General features: G+C 59.4%; 12 protein-coding genes, 1 pseudogene and 1 riboswitch. Of the genes and pseudogenes, 9 read left to right on the top strand and 4 right to left on the bottom strand.

The window, feature by feature from the left end; translation table 11 throughout:
* Window positions 1–82 precede the first annotated feature (82 nt).
* Window positions 83–184 (top strand): annotated as a pseudogene (locus DDD63_RS12805) (hypothetical protein); the annotation flags it as partial.
* 572 nt (window positions 185–756) lie between these two features.
* Window positions 757–1104 carry a DUF4143 domain-containing protein gene (locus DDD63_RS12810; protein ID WP_240611435.1) on the top strand — a complete coding sequence of 116 codons (348 nt, stop codon included), beginning with the start codon at window positions 757–759 and terminating at the stop codon, window positions 1102–1104.
* A gap of 446 nt (window positions 1105–1550) precedes the next feature.
* Here DDD63_RS12810 and DDD63_RS05225 read toward each other — a convergent pair whose 3' ends face one another.
* Genes DDD63_RS05225 through DDD63_RS05235 form a run of 3 tightly spaced genes read right to left on the bottom strand, consistent with a single transcriptional unit; the run spans window position 1551 to window position 4847 of the window.
* Window positions 1551–2186 carry a response regulator transcription factor gene (locus tag DDD63_RS05225; protein ID WP_108715477.1) on the bottom strand — a complete coding sequence of 212 codons (636 nt, stop codon included), beginning with the start codon at window positions 2184–2186 and terminating at the stop codon, window positions 1551–1553.
* Window positions 2183–3751, bottom strand: coding sequence for a serine hydrolase (locus DDD63_RS05230; protein ID WP_108715478.1), 1569 nt, complete (start codon window positions 3749–3751; stop codon window positions 2183–2185). The genes DDD63_RS05225 and DDD63_RS05230 overlap by 4 nt, the downstream gene beginning before the upstream one ends.
* Window positions 3744–4847, bottom strand: a complete 1104-nt coding sequence (locus DDD63_RS05235) for a histidine kinase (RefSeq protein WP_108715479.1) — start codon at window positions 4845–4847, stop codon at window positions 3744–3746. Before DDD63_RS05235 ends, DDD63_RS05230 begins: the two co-directional genes overlap by 8 nt.
* A gap of 134 nt (window positions 4848–4981) precedes the next feature.
* Between DDD63_RS05235 and DDD63_RS05240 the strand changes: the two genes are divergently transcribed.
* The 4 genes from DDD63_RS05240 to DDD63_RS12815 are packed head-to-tail and all read left to right on the top strand — an operon-like array spanning window position 4982 to window position 8281.
* Window positions 4982–5965 (top strand): ABC transporter ATP-binding protein, encoded by a 984-nt coding sequence (locus DDD63_RS05240; protein ID WP_205647333.1) that lies wholly within the window; start codon window positions 4982–4984, stop codon window positions 5963–5965.
* 1 nt (window position 5966) lies between these two features.
* Window positions 5967–7106 carry an ABC transporter permease gene (locus DDD63_RS05245; protein ID WP_108715480.1) on the top strand — a complete coding sequence of 380 codons (1140 nt, stop codon included), beginning with the start codon at window positions 5967–5969 and terminating at the stop codon, window positions 7104–7106.
* The gene (locus DDD63_RS05250) at window positions 7093–8091 is read left to right on the top strand and encodes an ABC transporter permease (RefSeq protein ID WP_240611436.1); all 999 of its coding nucleotides are present in this window, start codon (window positions 7093–7095) and stop codon (window positions 8089–8091) included. Before DDD63_RS05245 ends, DDD63_RS05250 begins: the two co-directional genes overlap by 14 nt.
* Window positions 8092–8137: 46 nt before the next feature.
* A complete protein-coding gene (locus DDD63_RS12815) occupies window positions 8138–8281 on the top strand; it encodes a hypothetical protein (RefSeq protein ID WP_240611437.1) in 144 nt (47 codons plus the stop codon).
* A 50-nt stretch (window positions 8282–8331) separates the two neighbouring features.
* On the opposite strand, the gene DDD63_RS05255 is transcribed toward DDD63_RS12815, so the two are convergent.
* Window positions 8332–10842 (bottom strand): PEP/pyruvate-binding domain-containing protein, encoded by a 2511-nt coding sequence (locus tag DDD63_RS05255; RefSeq protein ID WP_108715481.1) that lies wholly within the window; start codon window positions 10840–10842, stop codon window positions 8332–8334.
* Between the two features lie 129 nt (window positions 10843–10971).
* Between DDD63_RS05255 and DDD63_RS05260 the strand changes: the two genes are divergently transcribed.
* The 3 genes from DDD63_RS05260 (at window position 10972) to DDD63_RS05265 (ending at window position 12347) form a co-directional block, all read left to right on the top strand.
* Entirely contained in the window at window positions 10972–11550 is a 579-nt protein-coding gene (locus DDD63_RS05260) for a TetR family transcriptional regulator (protein ID WP_108715482.1), read from the top strand.
* Between the two features lie 303 nt (window positions 11551–11853).
* On the top strand, window positions 11854–12018 hold the full coding sequence (locus DDD63_RS12230) for a hypothetical protein (RefSeq protein WP_164505464.1): 165 nt from the start codon (window positions 11854–11856) through the stop codon (window positions 12016–12018).
* On the top strand, window positions 12006–12347 hold the full coding sequence (locus DDD63_RS05265) for a cupin (RefSeq protein WP_108715483.1): 342 nt from the start codon (window positions 12006–12008) through the stop codon (window positions 12345–12347). Before DDD63_RS12230 ends, DDD63_RS05265 begins: the two co-directional genes overlap by 13 nt.
* Before the next feature lie 76 nt (window positions 12348–12423).
* Window positions 12424–12550, top strand: a riboswitch (FMN riboswitch).
* Window positions 12551–12643: the final 93 nt, after the last annotated feature.

Raw genomic sequence — 12643 nt, forward strand, 5'->3', positions numbered from 1 at the left:
CTAGTCATATCTGGCGCTTGCCGATGCTAAGCCTTCCGCGTTGCTAGAGGGCGCAACTCCGCGCCTTATCGACGAATGGCAGATGGCGCCGCAACTGTGGGACGCGATTCGGTTTGCTGTTGATCGCAGGGGAGAACCGGGACAGTTTGTTCTGACCGGTTCGTCAACCCCCACGGTTACGAGCGCACATTCCGGTGTAGGACGAATCGCAGCCCTCACCATGCGAACGATGAGTCTCTTTGAATCAATGGAATCCAGCGGCAGTGTTTCCCTGGAAGCGGTTTTCGATGGCGACACCGAGATCGGTGGAGTTTCGCTGCTTGTTGTGGAAGGAATCGCGCGGGTTTTGTGCCGTGGAGGCTGGCCTGCCGCAGTTACGGCTGGCGATACGGTGCCAGTGGGTCGGTTAGCGCAAACGTACGTTGAGGGGCCTATTCGCTCTGATGTTGCACGCATGGATGGTGCACGTCGTAATTCAACGCGTATGCGCGCATTAGTGCGGTCATACGCACGGCATATATCCACCCAGGCTGCACAGGCAACAATTGCGGCGGACATGGCCGCCGACGATGCTTCTATCGCGCCGAACACGGTGCGCGACTATCTTGATGCACTAACTCGTGCTTACGTTATCGAGGACCTGGCCACTTGGAATTCGGCGTTGCGTTCCCGCACGGCGATTAGAACAAGTCCGACTCGGCATTTTGTTGATCCATCCATCGGCACTTCCGTGATGCGTTGGGCCCCGTCCATCTCATGGCAGATTTTGAAGCTTTCGGACTCCAATTCGAGTCACTGGTTGTGCGGGATTTGCGGATTTACGCAGAGTTCCTCGATGGTGCGCTTTTCCACTACCGTGACAAGACCGGATTGGAAGCCGATGCCGTTGTCGTGCTGGCTGATGGGCGCTGGGCGCCGCTCGAAGTGAAAATCGGCTCGCGTGAACTGGACGATGCAGCCAAGCGTTTGCGACGTCTGCGCGAACGCGTGGATACTCGCCGCATGGGAGAGCCGTCGTTCCTGGGTATCATCACTGCAGGTGTTACCGCCTATCGTCGGCCTGATGGCGTGCTTGTGATACCGCTGGCCTGCCGGTGCCCGTGAGTCTGCGCACTTGAAACATGAAGTATCCACGGCCCGTACCTGCCCTTATTCACAGCGCGAGTCCGCACGCTGGCGGACACGCACCGGAAGCCCGCCGCTTTTGTGTCTCACACCATGTGAGGCCGCGCATTTGTGGACATGTACCTCCGTGGCGACACGAATCTCGGCGTGTGGGCACGAATCGCCCGTGTAGGGACAAGTCTCCCCGTGTGGGTCCGAGTCTCCCCGTGCGGGCGCGAATCCCACCGCCCGTGTATGACCGACCTTGGGAAGGTCGTATGCCTTACGGCACCGGGTGGCGTTTGTTGCCTCCGCTCCGGCAGCCGACCGGTTAAGCGGCTCTTCCGGTTAAACCTGGTGGCACGAGCGGTAGTCAAGCCTGTCGGACCCGGCGGCAATCAAGCCTCCTGGCCCGGCGGCAATCAAGCCTCCTGGCCCAGCGGTAATCAAACCTGCTGGCCCGAGCGATAATAGAGCACGGCGATCTGCGTTCTGTTCCGCAACCCCAGCTTGGCAAGTATGGAACTGATATGGTTGCGCACCGTTCCCTCGCTCATGAAAAGCGCCTGGGCAATCTCGGCATTATCTAAGCCCTCGCTCACAGCTTCTACTACCTCGTACTCACGATCAGTGAGGCAATCGAACTCCGAGGCGCGAGCCGAGCTTCCCGGTAACTTCACACGCAGCGCCGAACTCTCCAGCACCTGTCCTTCCAGAACACGCATTCCGGCCATCACGGAGCGTAAGGCGGGTGCGATTCGTGCGATGTCTTGTTTAATGAGGTAGCCGCGCGCACCCATATGCAGTGCGCGGACGATGTATTCGTCGTCAGCGAAAGTTGTAAGAAAAACAATGCGTGCCTGCGGGTCTATGGCCAGAATCTGCTCCGCCGCTTCGAGGCCATCGCCACCGGGCATTTGGATGTCCATGAGCAGCACGTCGGGCTTGTTTTGCGCGTAGAGCGTGACCGACTCCGGGCCATTGGCCCCTTGGGCAACGACGTCGATATCCTCTTGCGCCGAGAGGATCGTGCTCAGTGAGTCGGCAACAATAGGATCATCGTCAACGATGAGTATTCTCATGGTGTTCCCTCTCCGCTGGTGTTGTGGCTCGGATGAGTTCCGGTCCTCGAGGCCGTGTAGCGGCACGAATCAGTTCCCAGTTTCGAACTAGCGCCAGACTTCAAAGCACTGCTACTGCCGGGTATAAGCGCGAGTATACCGCTGATGCCACTGGCTGCGGCACCGGCACCGAGCACCGCGGCGGCCTCGGGTACGAAGCGCAAGAGCCACGGCCACGGTGTGGCGGAAAGCTTGCGCACGCCCGCTGCAAGTGATGCGGGTAGAAGGGCGTGGTAAGTCAGCTTTGCAGCTGTGCGTTTCGGTAGGGCACGTGCACCCGCCGCAGCACCACCGACCAATGCGATATAGGTAGCGTTGAGCAGTACCTGCCGCGACCACTGGTTGGGGATGGGAAGAGGCGGCGCACCGACGAGGACGCGGACGATGTTGTCAGCGAGACGTTCCACCAGGGGTTGACGGACGAGGAAATCGCCGATGTTGACCAGGAGTGCGAAACCGAGCTGCAAGGCAGGCAATAACACGAATACCGTCGTTGAACCGGGCACTTTCCCAACATGCAGATGAACCCACTGATCGCGAAAGCGTTTGCGAATCCAGCCGAAGCCGTACTCACCGCTTTCCCCGAGCACGCCTGTAACCGCCGGGCTGCCATCTGCCGGTACAACGTCGTGAAGCATGCGATGCAGAGCCGTTGGGGATAGGAACCGCTGCCCGTTCGCGGCGCCGCCGTTTAGCAGCATGGAAAGAAAGCGGCCCGCATCGGCGGCGGAGGCGTATGTGGCGCCGGAAGGAGCTTGAATCCAGGAGTGCGCCCCGGCAGGAAAGTCTCGTACCGGCAAAGGAAAGCCGAATATGCTCACATGCCCCACTGGTTCGCGGGGTGACGGCAGGAAGGAACGGTGGGCCCGGCTTGCCTTTGTTGCCGAAACACCTCTCTCCGCACTCCGCTGACGCGCGGACGGCGCCGGGGTGGATATGCCGCATGAATCTGCACGCTTGGGCCCGCAGTCGGCTTCTGAGCGGGGTGACATTGCTGGGTGTGCCGTCTCTGGGCACCGGTTTTCAACTGTGCTGTCGGCCATGGCGAGCGGTGTGAGAATACGTTGCTGCAGGGCGCCGGAGAAGGAAACGCCCAGGGTTGCCTCAATCACCTGCCCGAGCAGATTGTAGTTCTGATTCGCGTAGCGAAAAGCGCGGCCTCGCGCCAGCCGCATGTGCCCCGGGGTGGCGTCGGTGGCAAGTCCACTGCAATGATGGGCGAGGTCGACGACGGTTACATCCTGCGGTACTCCTGCCTGCGGCAGATATTGCGTGATCGGTGTGTTGAGGTCAATCGTGCCTTCCTCGGCGAGTTGTAGCAGGAGCGCGGCCGTTAGCGACTTACTTGTGGAACCGAGTATTACCGGATCGTTTGCGCCGAGCCCGCCGTATTCGACGGTGAGTTTGGGGCCATCTGGTCCAACAAGCTGCACGACGCCGCCGGGAACAGCCGTGCGGCGAAAGGTCGCCAGGACGAGCTTTTTGAGGAGGCGCTCATGTTCCGAACCGAGCCGAGGACTAGTCATATGGCCTCTTCCTCTTTTGCTTGGGGATAGTAGCGAATACTGTGACCGGTGCGGTCTTGATCCGCAGCACACCTCCCAGCGACTCTACCCGCTCCCGCATGGAGCGCACGCCCATACCCTCGCTATGGTCGAGTCGATCCTTTTCGCCGACCGTACCATCGTTTTCGACGACCAATTGCCAGAAAGCAGGGTAGTCGGTGAGCTTGATCTGGACCGAGCGAGCGTGGCCGTGGCGTACTGCGTTTGTCAGAGCTTCGCGGGCCACGGCGATAAGTGACTGAGCGACGGTAGGAGGCGGGGATTCGTTCAGTGTGCAATCCACGACGACGTCGTCGATCCCGCAGCGCTGGCCGAGCAGATTCAAAGTGACGGGGAGATCAACACCCTCATCTGCCAACGTGTGCACGCTGCGACGCATGGAGCCGAGCGCCTCGTCGAGCGTAGAGCCGACGTCGTCAAGCTCGCCCACTATCGCGCCGTCGTCCTTGTGCACGATCTGCAGTGCCTTGACACGGAAAATCAGCTGCGTGAGCAGATGGCCCACATTGTCATGGATATCGCGGGCAATCCGCGTGCGCTCAGCAAGCGTGGCCGCGCGAGCCTCGTAATCCTGGGACTCCACAAGCCGCGCATTGGAATCCTGTAGCTCGCGCAGTCTTTCTTGTAGGTCATCGCGCGTGGCGAATAGACGCGCGCGAATGACGTCGACTTGCGCCGAGCGTACGGCGAGAGTCGCCGCCAATACATACACGACGACGTAGACGGCGGGCTCGACCGGGCGGTGTACGAGGACAAGGGGATACGGGACCAGCGCGGGCAGCCATCTATACGCCTGGCGTGAGAGCACGGCGGTGCGGGTGAGATCGTAGAGGACAAGCGCCATTCCGGGAAGGGAGAGTGGTGAGAAACAGCTGGCGGCAAGGTATGCGAGTGCGCAGATGGTGGCGATACGGGTGCCTGCAAAAGAAGAACTGAAACCACTGAGCGCAAGTGCGCTAAGCAGCCAGCAGATCTGCTGCGCATATGGCTGCCCGGAAAGCAGTAGAAGGACGATACATCCGACGAAGATCGCCGTCTTATCTGCCAATGGTCCCATGAGGAGATTATACGAAGGCTACATACAACCCCTGACAAAACTCATGGCTGCAAGCAAATCCGATGACAGGTTTCACTCCTCCTTAACATATCTTCCCTGCAATGATCGAGACGGCAGAAAGGAAAGGAAGCGGCATGACCGACATGACCGATCAGACGGATAGCGCCCAAGCGGTGAGCGTTAACGGGTTGGTGAAGCGCTACGGCGAACTGTTAGCGGTTGATGGCCTGTCATTGGGAATCGCGCACGGTGAGATCTTCGGGCTCTTGGGCCCCAACGGCTCAGGTAAGACGACCACTATTAACTGCATCCTGCAGCTGCTGAAATATGATCGCGGCGAGATTGAAGTGTTCGGGCGTCCCATCCGCGCTACCTCCTACGATCTGAAACGGCGCATCGGCGTTGTGCCGCAGGAAGTAGCTGTTCTAGAGGAATTGACCGTACGAGAGAACATTGACGCCTTTTGCGCTCTGTACGTACCCGACCGGAAGAAAAGGCAACGCCTCGTGGGCGAGGCCATGGACTTCGTCGGTCTGGGGAAGTTCGCGAGGTTCCGGCCGAAGAAGCTCTCTGGGGGTCTGCTGCGGCGGCTCAATATCGCCTGCGGCATTGCCCATCGGCCGGACCTTATCGTGTTGGATGAGCCGACGGTTGCCGTAGACCCGCAGAGTCGCAACGCCATCCTCGATGGGATCAAGAACCTCAATGCGCAGGGCGTGACCGTCATTTATACGAGCCATTACATGGAGGAAGTCGAACAGCTTTGCACGCGCATCATGATCATGGATAGCGGGCGAGAGATTGCGAGTGGCACCAATAACGAACTGAAAGCCATGATCGGCGTCGGGGAGCGGATACGCGTCGAAGTTCTTCAGCCGGAGAATCCGCGCCAACCCACCCTCGATGCGGTGCGTCGCATCCAACATGTGCGCACGGTTGCATGGGAGGCGCCGGAGCTGCTGATCGAGTGTACAAACGGCACGCATAACCTGGCCGATGTGCTGGGAGTGTTGAGCGCGGAGGGTATCGCCTATGGGCGTATCACTTCCGAGCCGCCCACCCTCAATGATGTTTTCCTGGAACTGACCGGGCGAGAGCTACGCGACGAGGCGGCCTGATATGTGGGCGACTTGTGCATATCAAATACTGAATCTTCTGCGTTCGAAGATCACCTTGCTATGGACCATGGGCTTGCCCATTTCGCTGTCGTTGATCTTCATGGGCATGTTCTCGAATCTGGATCAGGTGTATCGGGCAGAACCAATCGCCATCGGCATCGTGCACGACGAGGACTTCGAGCAGGCACCCGGTCTGGACGAGATGGTCACAGCCCTCGCCACCGGGGATAACCAACTCATTACGGTGTCATTCCACGAGTCTGCAGAGGAGGCTGAGAAGGCGGCGAAGGACGACGACATCCTCGGCTACATCGCCGTGGATTCCAGAGTTCCAGTTCTACATCTCACGACGAGAGGGAACGGCACGAGTTCCGCCCTTGTGCTGCGCGCGGTTCTCGACTCGTATGTTCAAAAACAAGCCGAATATGCGGCGCTCGCTGCGCAGGGGCTCGACCCACAACAGCTTGCTACAGCGGAAGTTACGCGAGTCTTTACCGAGCGCACCCAGGTGACAAAGACGGTGGTCAAACCGGCAACTCGGTACTACTACGCTCTGCTGGCTTTCACCTGCGGAATGGGGGCTCTGATGGCCCTCGAAGCCGTGCGAAACGTTGCTGGCCGTTCCTCGGCCGTCGGAGCGCGGCGGACCCTGGCGGGCATTCCACGCTGGAAGGTGCTGCTTGGCACCATCGCCGGTGCCTGGATCTGCATGTTCGGGTGCATGATCGTGGTGTTCATGTTCCTGAAGTTCGTCGCAGGAGTGCAATTCGGCTCTCGGGCGGGTTGGCTAGTCCTTGCCATCGCACTGTCGAGTCTTATGACGTGCGCGGGTGGATCAGTACTTGGAACGATTCGGCAATGCGACCCAGGGATCGTCTCCGCTATAAGCTGCCTGCTGTCGTTGTTCACGGGCTTGTACGGAGATGCTTCCCAGCGTCTGGCCAATATGGTTGAGCAAGGTGCACCACTGGTGGCGCAAATGAACCCGCTGTGGCAGTCGACGCGCAGCTTCTTGTCTCTGCTCTATTACGACGAGATGGAGCCCTTCGTGCGCAGTTGCATGGTTATCTGTGCCATGGCGGGTGTCTTCTTTGTTATCGCATTGATCCGCATGAGGAGGATGAGCTATGAACGTCTTTAGAACATCAATGAAGGTTGCTGCGGCTCACCGCTTATACATTCTCATCTACCTCGTACTGTTGAGCTCCTTCGGCCTGTTCATGGGAAAAGTGCAGGGTGGAGAGAACCTCGAAAAGGAAGTTGTCGACACGCAGCAATACACGGTTGCCGTGATTGACAGAGACAATTCGGCAATTTCGCGCGGGCTCACCGCATATGTTGAATCGATGGGGGAGGTAACGGATCTTGAGGACACCCCTCGCTCCATTCAAGATGCGACGGCACAAGACTATATTTCGTACATCGTGATTATCCCCGCGGGATATGGCGATAGCCTTCGCGCCGCCGCGAGTGAACAAACGGAGGTTCCTCTCCTCGATACGGTCGTCAACTACCGCTCCGCCGCAGGTTCGCTTCTTGATACTCGCGTTAATGGCTACCTGGCGCAGGTCTACAACTATCTCTCGCTGGCGGGCAGCAGTCCCGAGCAGGCGATTGCGCTGGCCGATGAGGCGATAGCACAAAGCGCCGATGTAGAGCTTGTGACGGCGGATGATCCACCGCTTCCGAACGGCCTGCGCGTGTTCGCCGAGTTCTCCATGTACCCGATGGTTGCTTTTAGCGTGGTCGCCATCACCATTCTGTTGATCGCATTGAACCGACGTCCTGTCCGTTCACGCCTCTCCGCAGCGCCGCTGAGTGGTACCTCGCGTAACGTCAGCGTTATGTGGGCGTGTCTGATGGTGGGCTTCCTCGGCTGGCTATGGATCTCGGCTCTGGGACTGGTCTTTTTTGGACTTGATTCTCTCGCAACATCAGCGCCCTCAATTGGGGTTTTGGGTCTGGCGCTGTTCGCCGTGATGCTCAATGGCATTGCCATCGGCTTCCTGGTTGGCCAACTCGGCGGAGGAGATAATGCCGCCAACGCGGTCGCCAATATTGGCGGTATGACGATGTGCTTCCTGGGGGAGCGTGGATACCGCTGGAGCTCATGCCAGACGGTCTGACCACCCTGGCGCGTTTCACCCGGGCTACTGGGCCAACGAGGCGATTATGGGGGCATCCCAATCTGGTGCGGCGAGCACGGGAACGATACTCGGCTATGTCGGCCAATGTGGCGTATGTGCACTGTTTGCTGTTGCTATCTTCGCCGTCGCCCTCGCAATCGGGCGGTCACGTGCCCGCGCCTCGCTGTAGCTTCGTCATTTGCCCACGGAAAGAGCGAAAGCCCGCAGCTCTCGCTCGTCTCAGGAGGGACTGTGAGATGAAGGGGCTGCCGGATCTGTTATCGTGACGGTCCCGGCAGTGCCATCCACGAGCAGCTCCACACCGTCGGGCAGAGAAGTGGCGTTGCCGGTTCCGAGTACGGCGGGAATCCCGTACTCGCGGGCAACAATCGCCGCATGAGAAAGCGGACCACCGGAATCAGCGACGACGGCCGCCGCGACGGCGAATAGCGGCGTCCACGTTGGGTCGGTGTAGGGGCACACGAGGATATCCCCGGGCTGGAGCCGCGCAGCTTCGTCCGGCGAGTGGATGATTCGCGCCGGGCCGCAGGCGCGTCCGGAACTGGATGGTTGGCCACGTAGAGTGTGCAACTCGTCTAGTGTGCTGCCAACTTCGGGGTCGCCGCGATCCAGCCACACGGACTGTGCGGTGGGGCGCACTCGCTGACGCCTCGCGGCGAGTGAAGAGAGCTGCTTATCAGCGTCGTCGAGTGCCTGCTGCACCTCCTCCATGTACAGGAACCGGATGTTTGCAGGATTGTCGAGTTGTCCGCGATCAACGAGGCGGCGGCTGATCTCATCCATACCCGCCCGGGCGACGCAGAAGAACTCTTCGAGCATGTAGGCTGTTCCTTCGCGGGCAATGTGGCGTGCTTGGAATCGCTGCGCATTCCTCTTCCAGAGGAAACGCAGCGGCCGTGGAAGCCGGGCGTTGATGAATCGGGTGGTGTTCTCGCCGCGGGTACGTGGCAGTGTGGACAATACGGGTGTGTTCTGTGGAATTTGGACCGGGTTGCCCCGCAGTGTCGTTGCCAGCAGCGTGTAGAAGGAACCAGGATCCTCCCGCCAGGATCTATTTGAGAATGGCAGATAGAGACGAGTGCAGCGAGCGCCGTAGGAAGCGAGGAACTCATCGACAAGTTCTTGGAACTGTCGACCTCGTTTACTACCGCTCAGCACAGCCGGTAGCCGGTCGGAAGGTGTGCCTGTCAGAAGGGCTGTGAGACCAAATTCGCGTGCTTGCTGCGCCAAGAGGCTGATTTGCGCGGTCATCGCCGCCGTTTTGTACGGAACGCCGATGAGGAGCTCCTCCGGTGTAACCTGCGGGTTCGCATGTACCAATCGGATTAGGAGCGAGCAGATCGTCCGGTTGACCACCAAAGGAGCGTTGTAGTTGAGGAATCGACTGGCAGTCAGGCGTGAGCACTCCGCCAAGGAAAGGTGAACCAGGTCCATGACCTCGCGGTCGCTCATCTCGCGCAGGCGCGTGACTCGTTGGAGCATCGCATCAAGGCGCGAGCGCAGTCTTGATTCCTCGTGGGTCCAGCGTGCAGGGTCGTGCGACATTCCACGGTGAAATAGGACAGCCAAGCGTGCCGGCGTGGTGAGAGTTGGACGCGGCGCCGTCATACGAATGCGGATAACCCCGGTGCCCTCGCCGCGAATAAGGGCGGCGGCCGAATCGACTTTCAGCCCGGCTGCTCGCATGAGCTCTTGAATTGCGTCCTGTATTTGATGCACAGCGAACAGGTCAAGCGGGAATGGTGCGGGGTAGTGTTCAATCATGTCGTCACGCAGTACTTTGCTTAAACGCGCCGCAGCACGTTCGTTCCTTGAGACGACGGCGTCTGTGACGGTGGTGATGGGCCGCGTTTGCAACAAATAGAGTTCCTCCCCGCAAAAGGCCCATTCAATATCCTGTCCGCAGCCGTAGTAGGCCTCGACTTGCTCGCCTAAACCCAACAGGCGCATGAGTTGCTTATCCGTAATGCTCTGTCGGCCTCGGTCCTGCTCCGGCACAGTCCGAGTGGTGGGTGGGCTGCCCGGGGAGGCGTCAATTCGTGTTTCCTTGCGGCCTATTTCTCGGGTGAGCACGCCGGGTGGTCGTCGGGCGAGGGTGAAGGTATCCGGTGTGACCAGACCCGTGACCACCGATTCGCCCAGTCCGTATGACGAGTTGACAAGCATTGTGTCTTCGCTGCCGGTGACGGGGTTCCGGGTGAAGAGCACGCCGGCCGTATCGGCGGGAACCATGGTCTGGACGACGACGGCGAGGGCGAGAGCGTCATCGGGTATTCCCTGCGTTTTGCGATAGGCAACGGCACGATCCGACCACAGTGAGGTCCAACACCTGCGAACGGCATAGAGTACGGCACTTTCTCCTATAACGCCCAAGAAAGTCTCTTGTTGACCCGCGAAACTCGCCTCCGCCAGGTCTTCAGCTGTCGCAGAGGAACGCACAGCAACCGGTGGGGAACCAAGAAGGCGGTACGCAGTGCAAATCGCCGTCTGCACGGTTGGTGGAATGACGCTCTCAAGGATGCGGTTGCGCGCAAGGGACGCCCTGCCTTTGGCGGCATCCTCCCGGATCTGCGCGGTACTGCTACCTAGAGTCTCTCGATAGGCGCGCGTCGTGATGCAGAATCCGCGGGGAACGGGAAAACCGGCACGAGCGCACTCCGCCAGATGCAACGCCTTACCACCTACGCGTTGTGCGTTACCCGCGTCCGCCTCGTCAAACCATGCGATCATATCCGCCTACCTCTATAGTCGTAGAGCCTTGGTGGAGATTCTATACTTATGGAGGTGCCTCGTCGAGATAAATTGCGAACTGATTCCGGGCGGGTTCTTATAGGAGCGGATTCCATGAGAGGACGGGAGATGAGTGATCGTCGCCGGCAGATTGCGGATGCGGGGATTCATATTCTGTCAGCACGAGGGGCCCGCGCACTTACGCATTTGAACGTCGACCGTGAGCTGGGCCTCGCAAATGGATCGACATCGTATTATGCGCGAACTCGCCGCGACTTGATCAAACTGGTTGTAGAACGATTGGCGGAGCGAACGGTGGAAGAGCTGTCGGTGGAGGTTGCGACAGCCGCATGGAATGTGGAGGACGAGCGGAGCGTGGCGGCTCGAGTAGCCACTGGTCTGGCACGCTCGGCTCGCCGTACGGAGGATCATCGGGCGAGGATATTACTACTCATGGAGTGTCGCTCCGATCCTGAACTCTACGATGCGCTGCTGCGAGGGACTTCGGTGCGCGAACACTTCAGCCGCGAGGTGCTTCCGTTTCTCCAGAGCTTGAATGTTGCGGACGTGGAAGAGCGCGCTGCGGATCTCGCTGCTCTTGTTGATGCTCTACTGATGCAACGTGTGATCCGCAATGCGCCGGTGGATGAGGAACTCATCATCTACTCCTTCCTCTCCGGCTTGTCGCGTGTTACTTCTGCCGACTAGCTGACAGTGAGCGATTACTACGCTGAGTGCGAAGAATTCGCCCACGATCTGGCTGCGATGTCGGCGATCTTCGGCTTTTCCGTATGCTACATTTGACGCTTTTGAATGGGGCAGGCCGACGTCGTCAAGCGCGGAACAGGCCTGACGCAAGAGAGGCGTCCGCGTTGCCTTCGGCTTCGGTGGCGACGTTCATGACGGGACATGTTGACAAACAATAATCATGAAACGCCTGACATGTAGCAAGGTCTCAACCTTGATACTATGGGCACCTGTGACCGGTCCTTGGGGTTGTTTGTAAGGCAGATGACACCAATCGATGTCGATACGGGCAGTCCCATCCGGTTGGCCTTGACAATGCTGCTTTCCGTGTCGGTAACCGTCGGCATGGTGGCGCGGCGAGGCGTGATAATAACGGATACGTTCACCTACGGCAGTAGATCACTGGAGGAGACAATATGGCCGATCTGATGAGGCAGGTTACTGACCACCTGGAGGCAGCGCAGTCTGCGGAAGACGGCCGCAGTGCGGAACTTGTCGCACGCGACGGCGTGCTGCGGCAAACGATCATTGCGCTGCGTTCGGGCACACGACTGCGCACACACAACTCGCCGCCGGCGGCGTCGTTGCAGGTCCTTGCCGGAAAGGTGCGAGTAGAAATTGGTGACGAGCTACAGGGAGAGTTCAAGACGGGTGAACTGTGGGTTCTGACCCACGAGCGTCACTCGGTGCTGGCGGTTGAGGACAGTGCCTTCCTATTGACGACGGTGACGTCGACAGGAGAAGGGTCGCACGCGTAGGTCCCGCTACGCATCTCTCGCGTGTCCGCTTAGCGGATGTAGTCGACAGACGGTGCAGGCACTGCCATACTAAAAGAGTCATGTCCCGGGGACGGTGAAATTCCGTACCGGCGGTGAAAGTCCGCGACCCGGCCCGAAAGGGTTGGCTGATCCGGTGAAATTCCGGAACCGACAGTAAAAGTCTGGATGGGAGGAACATGATGTGAGTCATGCACCCCAGCATGTCGTTCAGTCGGTGACTGGCGCGCATGCGGGTGTCTCTCGCTTCCCCGGGTCGATGAGGACACCGGGAGGAT

It is taken from the genome of Actinobaculum sp. 313, assembly GCF_003073475.1.
GTDB lineage: Bacteria > Actinomycetota > Actinomycetes > Actinomycetales > Actinomycetaceae > Asp313.

Excerpts from the sequence above, each read along its gene's own strand:
- DDD63_RS12810 (WP_240611435.1), top strand. The coding sequence starts at position 757 with ATGGCAGATTTTGAAGCTTTCGGACTCCAATTCGAGTCACTGGTTGTG.
- DDD63_RS05225 (WP_108715477.1), bottom strand. The coding sequence starts at position 2,186 with ATGAGAATACTCATCGTTGACGATGATCCTATTGTTGCCGACTCACTG.
- DDD63_RS05230 (WP_108715478.1), bottom strand. The coding sequence starts at position 3,751 with ATGACTAGTCCTCGGCTCGGTTCGGAACATGAGCGCCTCCTCAAAAAG.
- DDD63_RS05235 (WP_108715479.1), bottom strand. The coding sequence starts at position 4,847 with ATGGGACCATTGGCAGATAAGACGGCGATCTTCGTCGGATGTATCGTC.
- DDD63_RS05240 (WP_205647333.1), top strand. The coding sequence starts at position 4,982 with ATGACCGACATGACCGATCAGACGGATAGCGCCCAAGCGGTGAGCGTT.
- DDD63_RS05245 (WP_108715480.1), top strand. The coding sequence starts at position 5,967 with ATGTGGGCGACTTGTGCATATCAAATACTGAATCTTCTGCGTTCGAAG.
- DDD63_RS05250 (WP_240611436.1), top strand. The coding sequence starts at position 7,093 with ATGAACGTCTTTAGAACATCAATGAAGGTTGCTGCGGCTCACCGCTTA.
- DDD63_RS12815 (WP_240611437.1), top strand. The coding sequence starts at position 8,138 with ATGGGGGCATCCCAATCTGGTGCGGCGAGCACGGGAACGATACTCGGC.
- DDD63_RS05255 (WP_108715481.1), bottom strand. The coding sequence starts at position 10,842 with ATGATCGCATGGTTTGACGAGGCGGACGCGGGTAACGCACAACGCGTA.
- DDD63_RS05260 (WP_108715482.1), top strand. The coding sequence starts at position 10,972 with ATGAGTGATCGTCGCCGGCAGATTGCGGATGCGGGGATTCATATTCTG.
- DDD63_RS12230 (WP_164505464.1), top strand. The coding sequence starts at position 11,854 with ATGACACCAATCGATGTCGATACGGGCAGTCCCATCCGGTTGGCCTTG.
- DDD63_RS05265 (WP_108715483.1), top strand. The coding sequence starts at position 12,006 with ATGGCCGATCTGATGAGGCAGGTTACTGACCACCTGGAGGCAGCGCAG.